General features: G+C 35.1%; 16 protein-coding genes. 9 read left to right on the forward strand and 7 right to left on the reverse strand.

Annotation, left to right across the window (positions count from 1 at the left end):
- Positions 1 to 2: 2 nt before the first annotated feature.
- Positions 3 to 842 carry a phytanoyl-CoA dioxygenase family protein gene (locus GQR59_RS03480; protein WP_025565098.1) on the reverse strand — a complete coding sequence of 280 codons (840 nt, stop codon included), beginning with the start codon at positions 840 to 842 and terminating at the stop codon, positions 3 to 5.
- A gap of 276 nt (positions 843 to 1118) precedes the next feature.
- On the opposite strand from GQR59_RS03480, the gene GQR59_RS03485 reads away from it, so the two are divergent.
- Complete coding sequence (locus GQR59_RS03485; RefSeq protein ID WP_160060719.1) at positions 1119 to 1946, forward strand: sugar phosphate isomerase/epimerase family protein; 828 nt, start codon at positions 1119 to 1121, stop codon at positions 1944 to 1946.
- Positions 1947 to 1969: 23 nt separating this feature from the next.
- Here GQR59_RS03485 and GQR59_RS03490 read toward each other — a convergent pair whose 3' ends face one another.
- The gene (locus GQR59_RS03490; RefSeq protein WP_160060720.1) at positions 1970 to 2737 is read right to left on the reverse strand and encodes a c-type heme family protein; all 768 of its coding nucleotides are present in this window, start codon (positions 2735 to 2737) and stop codon (positions 1970 to 1972) included.
- A gap of 327 nt (positions 2738 to 3064) precedes the next feature.
- Here GQR59_RS03490 and GQR59_RS03495 point away from each other — a divergent pair, with 327 nt between their 5' ends.
- A complete protein-coding gene (locus tag GQR59_RS03495) occupies positions 3065 to 3496 on the forward strand; it encodes a GNAT family N-acetyltransferase (protein WP_160060721.1) in 432 nt (143 codons plus the stop codon).
- A gap of 230 nt (positions 3497 to 3726) precedes the next feature.
- Positions 3727 to 4677: a prolyl aminopeptidase gene (gene pip, locus GQR59_RS03500; protein WP_160060722.1), complete on the forward strand. Its 951-nt coding sequence runs from the start codon at positions 3727 to 3729 to the stop codon at positions 4675 to 4677.
- 461 nt (positions 4678 to 5138) lie between these two features.
- Here the strand turns inward: pip and GQR59_RS03505 are convergent, their stop codons facing one another.
- The 5 genes from GQR59_RS03505 to GQR59_RS03525 form a co-directional block, all read right to left on the reverse strand.
- Positions 5139 to 5531 (reverse strand): GtrA family protein, encoded by a 393-nt coding sequence (locus GQR59_RS03505; protein WP_025565104.1) that lies wholly within the window; start codon positions 5529 to 5531, stop codon positions 5139 to 5141.
- Complete coding sequence (locus tag GQR59_RS03510; protein ID WP_236546636.1) at positions 5531 to 6934, reverse strand: ArnT family glycosyltransferase; 1404 nt, start codon at positions 6932 to 6934, stop codon at positions 5531 to 5533. The genes GQR59_RS03505 and GQR59_RS03510 overlap by 1 nt, the downstream gene beginning before the upstream one ends.
- Entirely contained in the window at positions 6934 to 7959 is a 1026-nt protein-coding gene (locus GQR59_RS03515; protein ID WP_236546637.1) for a glycosyltransferase family 2 protein, read from the reverse strand. Before GQR59_RS03515 ends, GQR59_RS03510 begins: the two co-directional genes overlap by 1 nt.
- 515 nt (positions 7960 to 8474) lie before the next feature.
- Positions 8475 to 10073: an isocitrate lyase gene (locus GQR59_RS03520; protein WP_160060723.1), complete on the reverse strand. Its 1599-nt coding sequence runs from the start codon at positions 10071 to 10073 to the stop codon at positions 8475 to 8477.
- Positions 10074 to 10231: 158 nt separating this feature from the next.
- Positions 10232 to 12430, reverse strand: coding sequence for a malate synthase G (locus tag GQR59_RS03525; RefSeq protein ID WP_160060724.1), 2199 nt, complete (start codon positions 12428 to 12430; stop codon positions 10232 to 10234).
- A gap of 167 nt (positions 12431 to 12597) precedes the next feature.
- Here GQR59_RS03525 and GQR59_RS03530 point away from each other — a divergent pair, with 167 nt between their 5' ends.
- From GQR59_RS03530 to GQR59_RS03555, 6 genes are all read left to right on the forward strand, one after another.
- Entirely contained in the window at positions 12598 to 14106 is a 1509-nt protein-coding gene (locus GQR59_RS03530) for a DUF3612 domain-containing protein (protein ID WP_160060725.1), read from the forward strand.
- A gap of 32 nt (positions 14107 to 14138) precedes the next feature.
- Complete coding sequence (locus GQR59_RS03535) at positions 14139 to 14762, forward strand: YceI family protein (protein ID WP_025565110.1); 624 nt, start codon at positions 14139 to 14141, stop codon at positions 14760 to 14762.
- A 595-nt stretch (positions 14763 to 15357) separates the two neighbouring features.
- Positions 15358 to 16380 carry a sugar kinase gene (locus tag GQR59_RS03540; RefSeq protein ID WP_160060726.1) on the forward strand — a complete coding sequence of 341 codons (1023 nt, stop codon included), beginning with the start codon at positions 15358 to 15360 and terminating at the stop codon, positions 16378 to 16380.
- Between the two features lie 423 nt (positions 16381 to 16803).
- A complete protein-coding gene (locus GQR59_RS03545; protein ID WP_160060727.1) occupies positions 16804 to 17463 on the forward strand; it encodes a nitroreductase family protein in 660 nt (219 codons plus the stop codon).
- A 301-nt stretch (positions 17464 to 17764) separates the two neighbouring features.
- Positions 17765 to 18391 (forward strand): HD domain-containing protein, encoded by a 627-nt coding sequence (locus tag GQR59_RS03550; protein WP_160060728.1) that lies wholly within the window; start codon positions 17765 to 17767, stop codon positions 18389 to 18391.
- A gap of 576 nt (positions 18392 to 18967) precedes the next feature.
- Positions 18968 to 19399 (forward strand): MarR family transcriptional regulator, encoded by a 432-nt coding sequence (locus tag GQR59_RS03555; protein WP_160060729.1) that lies wholly within the window; start codon positions 18968 to 18970, stop codon positions 19397 to 19399.
- The last annotated feature ends 54 nt before the right edge of the window (positions 19400 to 19453 follow it).

A 19453-nucleotide genomic window follows, 5' to 3' on the forward strand; every position in this document is an offset into this window, starting at 1 on the left:
GGCTAACGATTAAAACCTCGTAAAGGTAACGTTTTAGCTTGTAGCCAATTTTCTGCTGCGTATTTACATTCACCATCAGTAACATGTAGTGTGAATGCTTGGCGTGATTTTGATGAGCGATTAGGTGCGCTGTAATGAGGTAATCGTCCTTGAAATACAATTAAGCTACCAGCCTTTACCTCCACACTTTTTCCACTTTTTTCTGTTGGCCAAGGCATACCATCTAAATTAACCATAGTCGTTTGTTTCCCTTCTAAGTTAAAACGTTCTCTTAGTGGCCCTAAATGGCCTGCAGGCTCAACCCAAAGGCAACCATTCTCCAATGTCGCATCTTCTACAGCAAACCATAAAGTAACAACGCTCTGAGGTGTTGTAAAAAAGAAGCTTGCATCTTGATGCCAATTAACCACGCCACCTATATTTGGTTGTTTAAAAATATACATAGACTGACGAATTTGTGGCGTTACCATGCCAATATCGGACAGGATATTACCTAATAACTTCTGGTGACTAAAAGCACTAAATACAGGGTCAAGTTCGTGTAATGCGTGGCCAATTTTATTGATGCATAAAGCGCGATCTTGAACTAATTCACCTTGAGCATTAAAGGCTTCTTCTTCAAAGAAACATTTTATTTGTTCAGCAGAATTTAAAAAATAGGAATCATCACTGCGATCATTATCATTAGTGGTAAATACATGATTTGGACTATCTTCTGCCCATTGCTCAACCATTTTATTAGCGCGTTTTTTTATGGCTTCTATTTCATATAAAGGAATAGCTTCATCCATTACGATGAAGCCTTGCTCATTATAATGTTTTATTTGATCCGCTGATAACATGGGCATCGTCCTTGCTGAAAAATTCAAATGGTCGTTAATGTAAATACGGCGTAGTCTTTTTACTTTTATTTAACAAATATAACGTTAACAAAATATTTCTAATATTGAATAAATCGAATATTCATTTTTCCAAATAGGAATATTAAATAATGGAATAACAACGGTATTCTGTCTCTACTTATTTTAACTTAATTACTTGTAGTCGCAGGGAGTGAAAGTAATTGAGATGAACAGCTAAAACCATAAAGCTATCAATACTAACAATAGAGACTCAATATGAAGCTTAATTTTCATAAATCACTTTGGGAAGTACAGTGTACAAATGCCAGTGAATTAAACTATCACTTAGCCGCTATTCAACACGAAGGATATCAAGGAACAGAATTGTTTTTGCCTTTCTACGATATTGACCTTGATGCGACGCTTAAAGCGCATGCACAGAGAAGGTTAGATATCATAACGGGGATTGCAACCGATGGAAAAAATGTACAAGAACATTTAGCGAGTCTTATTAAGCAAGTGGATCGCGCACTATTATTTTCTCCTAAGTTAATAAATTGCCATACAGGACGTGATATTTTTAGTTTAGAAGATAACCTTATTTTATTTAATGAGGCGCTTGAACTAGAACAAAAGCATGGCATTACTATTACTCATGAAACACATCGTTTCAGGCCTACTTTTAGTACCTTTGGTACAGAGCAAATTATAGATGTCTTACCTGAATTAAAATTGAATCTAGATATAAGCCATTGGATGGTGGTGCATGAGTCCAATTTGATAGATCAACAAGAAAGGTTAGATAAATTATTTAAATCTGTACATCATATTCATGGTCGAGTGGGCTTTGAAGAAGGGCCTCAGGTAACTAATCCCCAAGATCCTCGTTGGCAAGAACACCTTATTAACCACACTCAGTGTTGGCAAAAGGTGATTAATAATGCATTTACACGTGAAGAAAATACTTTCACCATTACACCTGAATTTGGCCCATTTCCCTATGCTCATGTACATCCAACCACGGGGGCTAACTTAGCAGATATATGGAACGCCAATCGATTTATGAAACAACATTTATCAAAACAGTTAGTTATTCCAAAATAAAAGTATTGTCTTCGAGGGTTAACTTAAGATCTATTGATACAACCTGGCATTGTATCGGTGTTTTTTTGTTTATTAGATTCTTTTATTAGTAACATTTTTTGAAAAATAAGAATAAAAAAGAGTGAGACGGTAATTGCTGCGCAAAAAATTAATAGACTAATCATAAAAGTTTCTCGCTTTGATGTTGTGAGTTGAGGTTTGATATTTTTTTCTACTATTTGTGCTCCCATAAGGTCACCAATTTGCCATTTTTCAGGTTCAGTTAAATGCTGAATACTGTTATGACAATCCACACAAGCTTGCTCAGTTGCATAGAAAGGCGCGACGGTTCTGACTACTGACCTGTCATTTTTTATGATCGAAGTGAGGTTCATATTTTGATTAGAGCTAGTTTGAAGTAATAGCATTTGACGTCTCATTTTATCGTCAGTTGGCCCTTTATTTATCGACTTACCAGGAAAACCAACCACTTCTGAATGTAAAGAGCCCTCAAATAAGGAGCTTAAGTTAGCAAGTTCGAGTGCATGAGAGCGATAAATTGCACGACTTGGTAATAAGCCATTGGCGTATTGATCCTCAAAATCAGAATAAGCTTTAACAAATCCTTTACTGAGGTTAATCACTAAATTGCTTTCATTTGTCGCGCTTGCAATGATATCTGTACGTGTTTTATTCAATATGAAAGTGTAAGAGAAAAAAGAGATAACCAAAGCAACTACGAGAATGATGATGACATAACGAGTACTTAAGGCATTGTTAATAGAGGAAATTTTTTGATTGTATTTATTCACACTCTTTCACCTTATATTAGTTTTCATGTCATTGTGATGTATCTAAATTATCAAATCTTAATTTTTATGTTTATAACTATATAAACTAAAAGACGTTGAGTTAGTGAGATCCTGTAAAGGCGATATTCTTTCAAATTTTAAAGATATTTTGATATGCCATTAATATTTAAGTAAATTATATTTAATTAGTTTTTATACAATAAAGTTACAAATAATATCTTTTTTTGTGACTTTATATATATTAACTAAAAAGAGGTGTTTCTTGCAAGTAAAGTGAACAAAGTAATGGAGATCTGTCTTTTGTTTAGCGGTTAAAAGGAAAATAAAATGAAAGTTGAATATAGAAAAGCAGAGTCGAAAAAGTTTTCATCTTTGCTTATTCAAGAAAATATGAAAGCCTACTATGCAGCAAAAGATATTATTTGGGATTCTGAATTTTTTGATCGTCACTGGAAAATATTTAAAAACTTAGAGGTTTATTATAACTCTGAGTGTGTTGGTATTTTACGGTTTTCATTTAATGATCAAAATTGTTACATCCGAGATTTACAAATAAAATCATCATATCAAGGGAAAGGAGTGGGGAGTCATTGTTTACATTACGCTATTGAGTTAGGTAAATCACGCGGTGATCGTTTTATTAAATTAAAAGTATTCTCTGATAATCCTGCTATTGCTTTATATCAACGTCATGGCTTTCAAAAAATAGCTGAACTAGATTTTTTAACTGAGATGGCTCTCGATCTTAATCAAATTTAAATTTCTAACGTGAGTGTATATCATCAGGTTCAAATCACTTTTTAACGCGTTGTAAAGCTGAGCCACAAGCTATAACCAACAGATTAAGTTACCATTATTTTAGAATACAATTTCCTTAAAAGACAATTCACTTAAAATACAATGACCTTAGAATGCAATTACCTTAAAGTACAATTACCTTAAAATATAGGTACGCCAGTCTTATCAACCTAATATAACGAGCAAACGCGATGAATGAGTTTTACCCTGAAATAGAGCCATATAATCATTTTTTAATTAATGTAGATAATCAGCATCAAATCTATGTAGAAGAGTGTGGTAACCCAGATGGTCAAGCGATGCTGTTTATTCATGGCGGTCCAGGTGGAGGTTGTTCTAAAAATGACAGACGATTTTTTGATCCTGAAAAATACCGTATCATTTTATTTGACCAACGTGGTTGTGGTCGTTCTTTACCTCATGGGTGTTTAGATAATAATGAAACTAATTTATTGGTTAACGATATTGAGAAAATTATAGAAAAATTAGGGATTGATCGTTGGCATGTTTTTGGTGGTTCGTGGGGAACGACGTTAGCACTTGTTTATGCACAAGCTCACCCAAAAAAAGTAAAGAGTTTAGTTTTACGTGGCATTTTCTTAGGTCGACCGCAAGACACTGACTGGACTTTCTCTGGTGGTGGTGCAACGCGAATTTACCCAGACTTTTGGCAAGAGTATCTTGATGTATTGCCAAATGGGAAAGAGCAAGCTTCAGTACAAGCGGCTTACGATATTATGGTCGGTGACGATAAAGAACTAGCAATGAGAGTTGCTAAAGCATGGAGTGTTTGGGAAATTCGTTGTTGTACGTTAATACCGAATCAAGATTTTGTTGATGCCGCAACTGGAGATCATCAAGCGTGGACAATGGCTCGTCATGAGGCACACTTTATGATCAATAATTGCTTCTTATCTGAGAATCAAATCTTAGCGAATACAGATAAAATTAAAGATATTCCAACGACTATCGTACATGGTCGATTCGATATTGTTTGCCCATTTGATAACGCTTGGCAATTACATCAAAAACTACCCAATTCAACCTTGATTACCAGCGAAGCCTCAGGTCATGCATCGGTTGAAAAAAACACGAAGCATCATTTGATTGAAGCCACTAATGCGATGTTATTGTTGGGGTAATTATATTTCGTAGGGAGATTAATACAATTACATTATTAATGTAGGTGATGATAATATTTTTATAGATAAATCTTGTTTAACTCTTGAATTCAAGTAATAAGTACAATTCTGATGATGCCGAAAGCATCAATTCATATGATTGGTCTTGGTATATCAATATAGTTAACTTTAAAATTATAAAACAGTATTGCTCGACATTGTTATTTTATCGTTGATATTCTTGAAAATAGTGGTGTGACATCATTTTTTATTAATAATTTAGGTTATTTAATGACAAGGAGATATAAAAATTTAACCTCTATCTCTTTGTCTAAACTAAATATCAATCGATTAAAAATGAATGCCATTAGTTATAACGCTATATTTTATCCTTTGTTATTAATTTTGTAATGATAATAACTATTTGAAAAATCAATATGTTGCTTTCACCTTTTTTCTTACGCCTCAACAGAGACTTTCTATTAGGAACTTTTAATAAAAACCCACCGACTACTTAAAAAGTAATTTGTGATTGCTCCAGCTAAAACGCCTGCTGTGAGAGCCAACGCTCCTTGGTAAAAGTCCTTTCCTAATACATTTAATACTATGTGGAACATGGCAAAATTTGGAATAACTGAAATACCTGCAGATAACGTAAACTTAAAACCTTCTCGTGCATAGGATGATGATTTTAAATCAGTAAATGTATAGTATCTATTCCCAAACCAAGTACAGGCTAAAGCACAAATAAAAGCAATAACTCTAGATTGATAAGGTGATAAGTTAAATACGTATGCACAAAGCATGAATATCAGTAAGTCTACAATAAACCCGATACTACCAATGACGGCAAACTTAATTATTCGGCCATTCATTAACTCGCTGTCCTGCAATGATATAAGGACCGTTTGTTTTTAGATGAAAATACCAAGTTACAACTAATATTCTTGTCTTCTTTAAATTGAGCAATTTCTTTGTCGGTTGCAATAAGTTGTATTGGCATCTCTTTTAGTACTTCTTCATTTATCTTATTGAATACTTTTACTTTACCTTGGCTATAAAACTGGCCTGAAAAGGATTTTTTATTTAGATAATATATTGGATTATTTAAATTTACGTGCTTCATCATGTCTTTATCACTTTTCTGTTCAGTTTTACCAAACTGAATGAAAATAAGAGCTGCAATAAGTAATATTGGGATGAGCGAAGCTGAAATAGATACCCATTTAATAAATTTTTTAAAGGTTAATAATGAAACTAGCAAACCTAATGCTGGAATACCGGGTAATACGTAGGCAGGTAATATATTACCTGACAAAGTAAATAGTATCATTGGGGAAATCATCCAAAAAAAGAGGTATGACTTAAGGTCTGAATTCCGTTTTATTGTATCTTGTTTCTCTTTTCGTGATCTCCAAGCTAATATAGGCAAAATAATCGACCAAGGAGCCGCTGCGTAAATCCAGAATAACCATATCATTCCTTTGACTTCATTATGTGCTTTACCATATAAATCACCTTCCCAGCCACTTACCATAAAACGTTGGAAATGTTCGCCTACAATAAAGTAATTTAAAAAGCCCGGTGTTGCATTTTCTGCCATTAAATACCAAGGTAAAGCAATCACAGAAATAATCACAATACCCTTTAAAATAGGGACTCTTTTTATAAAAAGGGCGATTCCATTCTTAACTCCATAATTTAAAATAATCCATGGAACTAGGCTTAAACCAATTAAGACAATAATTAAAGGTCCTTTCGCTAATAGCCCTAAAGCGATACCAAAAAAGCCAAGTAAACCAGCCTTTGTCGAGCCATGCCAACATTGATAAAAACCAATCATTGCGATTGCCATTGATAAGGTCAACGCCATATCGGTCATAACGGCACCAGCTGAAATGCTAAAAACAGCACTGGTTGCAATAACTAACGAAGCAATTAAAGCGTTAACGTTATGTTTATTCGCAAAGCGGGCAACAACTAAAATGACAGCAACGCCTGCTAGCCAATGTGGAAATCTAACTGCGAACTCATTAAGGCCAAAAACTTCTATGCCAAGACTGCTCATCCAAGTGAATAAGGGGGGCTTTCCCCAAAATGGAACCCCATAATCAAACTGTGGTGTTAGCCAGTTTCCCGTTTCAACCATTATTCTTGCCATCTCACCATATCTTGCTTCGGTCGTGTCCATTAAAGGATATAGTGCAAGTGTAATTAGTCTTATTAATGCGGTTGCAATTAATATAAACCAGATAGTTTTTACTTGTTTAGTCATCATTATTTTTCAACGCGATGTTTAAATTTAGGGTTAGTAATAACAACTAAATTATTTTTTAGAGTGCTTGTAGATTCAAATTTTTCCTCAATAATGTAACGAGGGCGATTTTTGACTTCGGTATAAATTCGACCAACGTAAGCACCAATTAAACCTATGCTCATTAATTGAAAGCCCCCTAAAGCAAGAATTGCTAGCATGATGGTAGGAAAGCCATCAACGGTTTCTCCAAATATAAGTGTTTTTGCAATGATTAATAGACCATAAATGAAGGCTGATGAAGCAATCAAAGCACCTAGGTAAGTCGCTATTTGTAATGGTTTTGTACTAAATGATGTTATCCCATCAACCGCTAGGCCAAATAATTTACTGTATGGCCATTTTGAGTCTCCAATGAACCTCGCTTCTCTATCAAACTGAATAATAGTTTGTTTAAAGCCTGGCCATACGAATAAGCCTTTCATATAAATATTTTTTTCTGTTAATTGGTTTATCTCATCAATGACTCTTCGACTAATAAGCCTAAAATCACCTACATTTTCGGGTATAGGATTTTCAGATAGTTTATTAAGTAGTTTATAAAATACAGCTGCGGACTTTTCTTTAAACCAAGTCTCACCATTACGCGATCTTCTCTGAAGGTTCACAACATCAAATCCTTCTTCCCATTTTTTAACCATATCTACAATAAGCTCAGGGGGATCTTGTAAATCAGCATCAATAATAATAGCTGCACGTCCTTTAGTTGCTTTAAGTCCGGCAGTCATCGCAGCTTCTTTACCAAAATTTCTACTTAGCTTTATTAATGAGTGGGGAGTGCCTAACATAGGAAGGCTTTTAATGGTCATTACACTTTGATCAACGCTACCATCATCCACATAAATAATTTCACATTCGCAGTTTATTTTTCCTAAGACATGCGATAACTTTTTATGTAATGTCTGGAGTCCATCTTCCTCATTATGCACAGGGACAACGATAGATAATGTTATTGTCTGTATTTTTTGGTTAGAAATTATATTCATCATCGTTCTTTTCACCATAGACGTGTATTTTATGATGGATATAATATGATGAAATTCTTAAGATTGACTGAAGAAAGCCTTAAGTTTCACTTAAGTTTTTATTTAATCTTAATTCTGGTTAATAAAAGCGGAATTATATTTAAAGTCATAAGATTATATTTTTTAATTCATACTTTTTCGTTATATCTTTTAATTATATAGTGTCGTTAGTTTTGCCTAGTTTAAAGGGGAATTGAGAGATAATTTAACTCAGAAATGAGTGGTAGTAGTGCTGTTGTATCACTTTGCTAAAATCAAACTTTTCTTGTCGGGTACAGAGATAATTTAACCTTCTAGAATTGTAGAATTGTAGAATTGTAGAATTGGAAATTGTTATCAAGGTATTTAATAGTGAGAACAAGCAAAGAAATAATCAATTTCTTGAGTGAATTTGATTATATCGATGCTTGCTATATTTTATGTGTTGATTTTTCCTTTATTAAAGCTAACGCTTACTCGCTTTAAAAAGAAACCTAGGTCTAAGAGAACTGGCTCATTGTATTATTTTCACCAGAGGCTTTTAGAGCTTGATCACCAGAGAAATACTCTTTGTGATCGTCACCAATATTTGAGCCTGACATATCTTGATGTTTTACAGAATCTAGTGATTGTCTTATCTCTTGGCGTTGCACATTTTCAACATAAGCCAACATAGCACGTTCCCCGAAGTATTCTTTAGCGAGATTATCCGTTGATAACGCTGCCGTATGGTAAGTTGGCAAGGTTATTAAGTGATGGAAAATACCCGCATGTTTAGAGGCTTCTTTTTGGAAATTTTGTATTTTCAAATCGGCAGCAATCGCTAGTTCGGTAATATCGTATTTAATACTCATTAGACCACTACGTTGGTAAGCACTAACGTCTTTTCCTTCTTTTTCCCACGCATCAAACACTTGTTGACGGAAATTTAAAGTCCAGTTAAATGATGGGCTATTGTTGTAAACTAATTTGGCATTCGGTACCACTTCTCGAATACGATTCACCATATTAGCAATGTGCTGTACATTCGGTGTTTCTGTTTCAATCCACAGTAAATCTGCACCATGTTGCAATGAGGTAATACAATCAAGCACTACACGGTCTTCACCTGTATTCGGTTTAAAACGTACTAATCCATTAGGAAGGCGGTTTGGTTTAATCAATTCACCTGCGCGGCTTAATACCATATCGCCCGATTTTAAATCAGCTAACGAATTGATTTTTTCACCGTCAATGTAAGCGTTGTATTGCTCAGCTAAATCGCCTGGATATTGAGATACAGGGATTTTTTGTGTTAAACCTGCACCTAATGAATCGGTTCGAGCAACGATAATGCCTTCTTCAACACCGAGTTCCATAAAGGCGTAACGTACTGCATTTATTTTGGCTAAAAAGTCTTCATGCGGCACGGTTACTTTACCGTCTTGATGGCCACATTGTTTAGCATCAGACACTTGGTTTTCAATTTGAATACAACAAGCGCCAGCTTCAATCATTTTTTTAGCTAATAGGTAAGTGGCTTCTTCATTACCAAAGCCTGCATCGATATCGGCAATGATAGGGACAACATGTGTTTCAAATTCGTCAATTTGCTTTTGTACTGCTCTTTCTGCAACTTGATCTCCGCTGCTTTGTGCTTCGTCTAAATCATTAAATAAATGATTTAATTCGCGTGCATCGGCTTGTTTTAAGAATGTGTACAATTCTTCTATTAACATTGGCACTGAGGTTTTTTCATGCATTGATTGGTCTGGTAAGGGGCCAAACTCAGAGCGCATGGCGGCAACCATCCAACCAGATAAGTAAAGGTAAGTCCCTTTGGTGGTGGTGAAGTGCTTCTTAATAGAGATCATTTTTTGTTGGCCAATAAAACCATGCCAGCAGCCAAGCGATTGTGTGTAATTATCGCTATTCTGATCATAAGATTGCATATCATCACGCATAATTTTAGCGGTGTAGTTTGCAATATCTAACCCCGTTTTGAAACGGTTTTGTAAGCGCATACGAGCAATATATTCTGGATTAATCGCATTCCAAGTTGAACCTTGTTGGTTTATAAATTGGTGTGCGTTATTCATTTCAGCTTTGTAATTCATCATAGTGACCTCTCAAATTATCATGTGTTATCAATAAGTAATTGTTAATTTACAGTGAATAAAAGTGCCTAGATTAAAATCGTTGATTTGCTAGTTTCAGCCTTGTTGGTAGCTAATGCTTATTTTGTTTCTCGCTGCCTTGTTATTAGTTAATTAGTTAATTAGTTAATTAATGCTTGTTTTGCTAAAGCACGGTACTCGTGTAGTAATGGTTCGGTGTAACCGTTTGGCTGTTTATCCCCTTCAAAAATAAGTGCTTTTGCTGCTTGAAAGGCAAGGCTGTCGTCGGTGTTAGGGCTCATGTTGCGATAGCCTGATACACCTTGGTTTTGTTTATCAACAATTTGAGCCATGTTTTCCATAACGCTGGTGACTTGTTGTGTCGTACATACGTTATGCATTAACCAGTTGCTAATATGTTGACTGGAAATACGCAAGGTTGCGCGATCTTCCATTAAACCAATATCATTAATATCGGGTACTTTCGAACAGCCAATTCCCATCTCTATCCAGCGCACAACGTAACCTAAAATACCTTGCACATTATTGTTAAGCTCATTTGAAATCTGTGCTTCTGTTAATGTCATACCTTCAGGCATCACTGGTGGAGTAAGTATGTCTGTTATGCTTGCTGGTGGTCGGTTAATGATAGTTTTCTGCTCTTCAAACACATCAACTTGGTGATAATGTAAAGCATGTAATGTCGCTGCAGTCGGCGAAGGCACCCAAGCGGTATTAGCGCCAGATTTAGGGTGTGCTATTTTATCTTTCATCATTTGATTCATTTCATCTGGCATGGCCCACATCCCTTTGCCGATTTGTGCTTTGCCTGAAAAACCACAACGCAGCCCAATTTCAACATTGTTGTTTTCGTAAGCACTAATCCAAGGTTCCAGTTTAATTGCTGATTTTGCATAAAATGCGCCAGCTAACATACTGGTGTGGATTTCATCGCCCGTTCTGTCTAAGAACCCGGTATTGATGAATACCACGCGCGATTTTGCTTCATGAATACATTGTTTTAGGTTTAACGTAGTACGGCGCTCTTCATCCATAATACCTAGCTTGATAGTGTTCTCTGGGAGGTTAAGCATCAGTTCTATGCGACTAAATAGTTCGCAGGTGAACCGCACTTCTTCAGGGCCATGCAGTTTAGGTTTAACAATATAAATACTGCCTGTACGGCTATTTCTAAAGTTATCGTTCTCACCTTTTTGAAGATCGATACTAGCAATTAATGCCGTAATCACACCATCAATAATGCCTTCTGGCGCATTATTGCCACTTTCATCTTGTATTAAATCGGTACCCATTAGGTGCCCAACATTGCGAACTAATAACACTGAGCGACCTGGTACTCGGTAGCTTTCACCAGATTTAGCGGTGAAGTTACGATCGTAATTTAATTTACGTGTTACTGGTTGATTGTCTTTGGTAAATGTCGCCTCAAGCGTTCCTTGCATTAGACCTAACCAATTGCGGTATGCGGCCACTTTGTCGCTACTATCAACCGTTGAAACAGAATCTTCAAAATCCATAATAGTGGTGAGTGCAGATTCCATTTGAATATCATCAAGGCCTGCTTTATCGTTTGCACCAATTTTACCTGTGCGGTCAATATGCAACCCAATATGTAATCCATTGTTTTTGAGTAATAAGTAATTCGGAGATGTTTTAGAGCCATCAAAGGCAACAAATTGACATGGATTTTTTAAACCTGATTCAGTCCCATCAGATAAAAAAGCCAGTATATGCTGGTAATAAACTAAGTAGCTTGTTACTTCATGATGAGAACCCGTTGTTAATGGGAATTGCTCATCTAAAAAATCTTTTGCTTTATTAATAACGGCTTGACCACGCTGTGGGTTAAATCCTTCTTTATGGGCTAACTCATCGTTATTCGCAATAACATCTGTTCCATAAAAAGCATCGTATAAACTTCCCCAACGAGCATTGGCTGCATTTAATGCAAAGCGTGCATTACTCACAGGCACCACCAGTTGTGGACCTGCCATTGTTGATATTTCAGCATCGACATTTTCAGTTTCAATAATGAAGTCATCGACCATCGGAGTCAGGTAACCGATACTTTGTAAAAACGCTTGATAAGCTTTTTTAGAGTGTTCTGGGCTAATATTGTTAGCCAACGTATTTTCACGATGCCATTGGTCAATTTTCTGCTGCATCTGACGACGTGTATTTAATAGGGCGGTATTTTGATGTGAAAAATCATTAATTAAACAATTTAAATCAGCCCAAAAATGAACGCTATTAAGTGAGGTGTTCGGTAAAACTTCATCATTAATAAACTGATAAAATTCAGGATTAGTCAGGCATTGCTTCTCTAGAGGTAAATTCATATTTCGTCTCCTTGATATTATCAATTAACTTTAAAGTAGGTATTGAATAACCTTTGAGCGCACATTTATTGAACTTTTGTTGCTCACTTGTTAATCAGTTGTTGTTACTATAAAGAAATAATTCATATAATTTCACAAAGAAAATTACACAGAGTAAATTTTACAAAATGAAAATAAAAAAGAGCTTGGCAAGGCAATCTCATTACTTAGGCACAAAAATACGCAATTTACGCAAACGTAATGGCTTAACCTTGGATGATTTATCATCGAGATGTATTAAGTTAGATGCAGAATATGCACCTTCTGTTTCTTACTTGTCGATGATCGAACGTGGTAAGCGAGTCCCTAGAGAAGAGATGCTAGAAGTGATTGCGACTGTATTTCAAAAGCAACCCGAATGGTTTTTAGATGACGCCGCTGAAGTACAAGACATTATTCCTACTAAAGGTAATCGAGGTGGTATTCGAGGGATGGCGCTCGAACCTAGTTTTTTATTTTCAAATGAAATTTTACAAATTGCTATTCCAGAAATGTTATCGCAAACTGGGACAACAGGTCGCCAATTCGCACATCTACTCATTCGTGCGCATCAAGAACACCATCAAAATCATTTTCCTGATTTAGAGCGAGCTGCAGAAGAGGTCGGTTTAAAAAAAATGCCACTTCATGTTGAAGATTTAATTGAAATTACTGAAGCCCGTGGTTTGAAAATAAGTTGGTTTACGCGTTTACCTGATAGTGAATATGATAGTAATAACAGCAATAAAATGGTCACCTCTTTTTTTAAACCACCTCGTACGGTTTACTTAAATAAGATACTCAAAAAAAATACCACACGACTTAAATATGAGCTGGCAGTACATATTGGACATAATGTTTTACACAATAGTGATGGTGAAAAAAGCATTATGGTGGCAGGAGAGCGTGCTCAATACGATAGCCAACATAATAAAACTACGTCTTCTAGCCAATTAGACGCACAAGATATTTTGCATGCATGGCGTGATTTTGAATGTAGTTTTTTTGCGGCTGCTTTACTTTGCCCTAAAGTGCCGTTTCGCCAATTGCTTGATCAGCATGGTTATGAAATTGATATTTGTAAAAAAATAGAAGTATCAGAAGCCGTGGTGATGCGACGTATGACCGCGGTTTCTGCTTACCCACATTGGCACTATTTTGATGCTTATGGGCAAGGTAAATTAAGAGCAGTATACAGAGGGAACGGTATTCCATTGCCATGGGGAAATATGACCATTGCGCATGACCCTTGTAAGCATTGGTCTGTTTTTAGAATGTTAGAAAAACAAGCTGAGGGGACGGCGGCACAGTTTTCTATTTTAACGGAAAATGGCGTTGCTAAAATTTATTGTTGTGAATCTATTAAGGTAAAAGATCTTAATGATGCCAGTCACGTATTGTGTACAGGTATTGAGTTAAACTCTGCTATTGATGCTCAAGGGCACGACTCTGTTACGTTAGTGGATGAGTTACAAAGATTATGCGTCGATAATGGTGGATCGAGTAAGATCCCTCCCAAAATTAAGAAAATACTGAATAGTGTTGCGCGTATTCTTAATATTAACTGGATAGCGCGTGGTATTGAGCAAGAAGCGCAACTTATTTGTGTTAGAGGTGCTGTTTGTCCCAGAAAACCAAGCTGTTACTGTAACCAATAAATATCATTCAACATTTAGGTTCTAGGATTTTAATGAAAAATAAACGTATTGTTAAACATACTCTGTTAGTACTTTTAACCATGTTATTTGTATCTGGTTGCGTTAGCTGGCTAGCACCGAATGTAAAATCTGAGTTAGTTGAATTACAAGCTGGTGAGTATCAGCTTGATCCTCAACATGCTGCATTACTTTTTAAAGTTCAGCATTTAGGGTTATCAACTTATGTGGGGCGCTTTAACATATTTGATGCCCAACTTAATTTTGACCCCAAGAACATGGTAGCTGCATCTTTGAAAGCAGTAGTAGACATTAACTCCGTTGATATTAATAATGATGCTTTAAGTGAAACATTACAAAGTGATACTTGGTTTAGCAGCACACAATATCCACAAGCATTTTTTGTAAGTCATACCGTGACACCGGTATCTGATACCGTTTTTAATTTTACGGGAGACTTAACATTAAGAGGGGTAACAAAACCTGTCACGTTTAAAGCAACTTTTCATGGTGGTGCAGATAATTGGCTAACAGGTAACTACACTCTTGGGTTTAGTGCAGTGGGACAAATTAAACGTTCTGATTTTGGCATGGACAGTTATATACCTATCGTTGGCGATCAGATAGATTTAGAAATCTATGCAGAATTTGTTAAATAGTTTTTGATTTCTCATTGAATGTAAAATATTTAACTGATTTTTATGGCCGTTTATTTAATACTTTCTTTAAATTCCAAACAACTTCTTATATTTAATACCTACCTCTACTTCTACCTCTATATCTCTCACTACATTTAATACTTTAATTTGTATGATTTATTATTTTATTTTTTATAATGCGTTAGCTTGTGAAGTATTCGTTTTTAGCTTCTTTTTTTTAATTTTTTTGAAAAAATATAATATATTTCTACCAATAAATAACGATAAAATAATCTATTTAAGCACTCTTTATTTTATATTTACCTTGTGTATTAAATAGTTAAAAATATAATTTTCGGTTCACAACCTAATGACTCATCTTATTTAATAATGGGATTAACTTTAATAGTGAAAAATTAGCTGTATTGATTTTACTCAAGTTAACTTTTTCTAATTATGCTAAAATACTACAAATTAGGTTTGTTGTAGGTAAAGTAGCACCGAGTAAATACAATTAATAGAAAACAAGCTTAATCAACACATTTCAATAAAAGCTCGAATAAGAAAAAGAACTCAGTCATTTTATTGAATTTATTAATCACTAGAGGAGAAACTAATGAAAATATTAACATTTGGCGAAATGATGTTACGTCTAAAACCGTTAGCATTCGAACGCATCTTACAAACAAATACCTTTGAGGCCGCTTATGGCGGAGCTGAAGCTAATGTTGCGGTTTCTCTGGCGTTATTAGGTCACGATGCTGCTTACTTATCTAAGTTTCCTGAAAACCCATTGGGTGAGGCCGCTGTTGGCACATTAAGAAAGTTTGGCGTTGATACCAGTCTAGCTTTACGTGGTGGACCAAGATTAGGCATGTATTTCTTTGAAAAAGGTAATGGTGTTAGAGGTACTGGAGTAGTTTATGACCGAGCAGGTAGTTCTATTGCAACTGCAACTAGCGATGAATTTGATTGGTCTATTTTATTAAAAGATGTAGGGGTTTTCTATTTTTCAGGTATTACGCCAGCGATTTCAAAAGAGTTAGAAACAGCATTAAAAAGTGCATTGGATTATTGTAAAGCGAACAGTATTACCGTGGTCTGTGATTTGAATTATCGTGGCAAAATGTGGAAACCAGCACAAGCTCAAGTCGTTATGCATGAGTTAATGCCATTTGTTGATGTCTGTGTTGCGAATGATGAAGACTTTGAAGCCATGTTAGGGATTAAAGCTTTTGATGGTGATCTGTCTAATGGAATCTGCCAAATAGAAGATTTCCGAGAAGGGATGAAAGAGATCACGAAACGTTATCCAAATTGTAAAACAGTAGCGAGTGTTCTACGTGATATTAACTCTGTGGAACAAAGTGATTGGATGGCAATTTTATACCAAAATGACAAGTTCTATGACACACCTGTACATAATGTAAATGTAATGGAAGGCGTAGCCGCAGGTGATGCTTTTGGAGCGGGTCTATTACACGGGCTTGTAAATAAACTTGAACCACAGGAAACAATAGAATTTGCTATTGCTGCGAGTGTTTTAAAATTATCTATCAGTGGTGATTTAAACTTAGTTACTGAATCAGAAATTCGTAATGCAATGCAAAAAGGCGCGAATGCACGATTAAGCCGTTAATAAGTAAGATAAGTTATTAGATTAATAGCTTCATTGAACGCAATAATTTTTTATTAACTAAAGTACTCCAAATATTAATTAAAGTGCCTCAGAATAAAAGCATTGATGTAGTTAGGTTATGTCGATGCTTTCATATAATTTGACGGGACCGTAATAAAAACGGTGTAATTTCTTCTCTTATTTACAGACTAATTTATCTCCTTATTTAGATCATAACTAATAGTCTTATTGATAACTTAAATTAATAACCTAAATTGATGATCTAAACAATAAGCTTAATGATGTGTTTATTTTTAATGAAATAATTATGGACTTATTGAACCATAATGATTGGATTTAGTGTTCCTTTTTCTTCATCGCTGTTATCTTTATGATCTCTCCATAAGCAGTATTCTTTATCATTAATTTAAATTTGGAAAAGTCATGTCTCATCAAATAATCAAAGATCTTAACAGTCGTTACACCGCTAAAAAATATGATTCATCTAAACGTATTTCAGCAGAAGATATGGATGTGCTTAAAGAAGCCATTCGTTTATCTGCTTCGTCTATTAACGCTCAGCCTTGGAAATTTATTGTACTTGAAAGTGATCAAGCAAAAGAACGCTTCCGTGGTACTTTTGCCAATAAACATCAATTTAACCAACACCATGCAACAGAAGCATCACATGTCATTTTATTTGCTCATAACCCTCATTTTACTAAAGATGATTATAAAAAAGTGGTTGATGTAGAAGTTTCTTCTGGTCATTTACCTGCAGAAAGATATAACGACATGTTAAATGGAGCTTATGGTTTTGCTGAATCAAATACAGATGAAAATGGTTTCAATGGTCATTGGACAAAATTACAAACTTATATCGCATTTGGTAATGCTTTACATGTTCTCGCTCGTTTAGGTATTGATTCAACGCCTATGGAAGGAGTCGATTCAGAATTAATCGGTGAAACCTTTAAAAATGAATTAGATGGTTATGTTTGTGATGTTGCATTAGCGATTGGTTACCATAAAGATGGCGAAGATTATAACTACGGCTTACAAAAAGCACGTTTACCTGCTGAAGATGTTATTACTGTTCTTTAATGCTGAATTTTAAATTTCATTTAAAACAGTATTTTACAATGTTATTTTGTAATAGATCTTCATAATAGAGCTCTAAATAATATGCTAATATTTTAGAGCTGAAGTGAAATTAAAAACTGGCTAGGTATGTACCTGGCTTTTTTTATATCTAATTATTTTAGATGGACTTGATCAGTGCAAACTCTGGGAGTATGTTACGTGGTAGTGATACAAAGCCAGATTGTTATAAGTCACTCTGGCTATTTTCATCCATAAAATAGCTTACTGTTATAATGGTAAATCTCATAAATTAAGGTTTCAAATGTTTAGTCAATATCAGCAGCAATGTGAAGAATTTATTGTAGCGAATATGAAAACCGATTTAGCACATGATCTATTACATGTTAAACGAGTTGTAAAACTAGCCTTTGAAATTGCTATTGAAGAGCAAGCCGAGTTAAATGTTGTGTTACCTGCTGCTTGGTTACATGATTGTTTGAGTTACCCTAAAAACCATGCATTACGTTCATTAAGCTCTTTACATGCGGCCGATAAGGCGATTATTTTTTTGCGCAGTATTGACTATCCAGAGCAGTATTTATTGCCCATTCATCATGCCATTTCTGCACACAGTGTCAGTGGTGGGCTAATGGCAGATACGCTTGAAGCTCAAATTGTACAGGATGCTGATAGGTTAGATGCATTAGGTGCGATTGGTATTGCCCGTTGTATTCAAGTTAGCAGCCAACTACAGCGACCTTTGTACTCGCCTGAAGATGCTTTTGCGGTAGATCGAGAAGTGGATGATCAGAGGTTTACGATAGACCACTTCTATAAAAAGCTATTAAAACTAGCTGCTTCTATGAATACCGAAGTAGGTAAAAAGATTGCACTGCAACGCACTCAATTTATAGAAAGTTACTTACAGCAATTAGCGTTAGAAATTTAGTTAATGTTATCTAACCTCATTTCCTTCAATGAATGTTACCTCTATTGAGTCACGTCAAAGTGAATACTTGTTCTTCTGCTTACAATCATTTCAATCTTAAGAACTTGCATGAGTTGTGGTGACCTATCACTTTGCTTATCCAGCGCCATTTATTTATTAAGAAACAGAGATTAGCTAAATAAAAATACTTCTTTGATTATAAGTCTTAGGAGTATTTTTGTAAGTGCTCTAAATTTATAACACTACTCTCTTCTTATCGACTTATTGCAAATATCAGGTTTATTACAAACAAAAATATTATGGAGATACCTTACTTCTATTTTAGATAAATTAAGGTAAATTATCAGCCTGTTACCATTCAAGATGTAAAATTTAGCAAACGGTGAACTGAATAGACTCTCTTTAAACATGCTCTAAAAATCCCTCTTATTGTATTTACGCTTATTTTTTCATTGTTGCTTCATTGTTGAATGTGTCGTTTTTTCAATATAACTTTTTATCAATTGACAACTTACTTGCCTAGGCAGTAATATCTTTTTTGTTGTTAGTTGCCTAGGCAAGTAAGTGAGATAAATAATGCATAATTTAAATACAGAGTCATTAGGGATCCCCTTAGCAAAATTAATTGGTTTAGCTCATCTTCAAAAAGAGCGGTTACTAAATCAATATCTCGCTCCTTTGGGGATGTCATCCGCACAATTTAAAGTATTAGCGGCTATTCATTATTACGATATGAATTCTCCTGTTGAAATATGTAATTACCTGAGCATTAACGCAGGCTCAATGACGCGGATGGTTGAGCGCTTGGTTAAAAAAATGTTGATAGAAAAACAACCTAATCCAGAAGATAAGCGCAGTGTGTTATTAAACTTAACATCAACAGGTGAGTCTTTATTAAAACAATGTATGGATACCATGGACAATGATGTTGGGCCCCTGCTGGTCGGCGATCTTTCTGTTAAAGAAGTAGAGCAGCTTAGTGCTTTATTAACGCGTTTATTACCTTAACTTTCTTCACGTTCAATCTAATCCTAACCTATAAATAATATGATGAGTAAGTCG

The sequence above is a fragment of the Psychromonas sp. L1A2 genome (genome assembly GCF_009828855.1).
GTDB lineage: Bacteria > Pseudomonadota > Gammaproteobacteria > Enterobacterales > Psychromonadaceae > Psychromonas.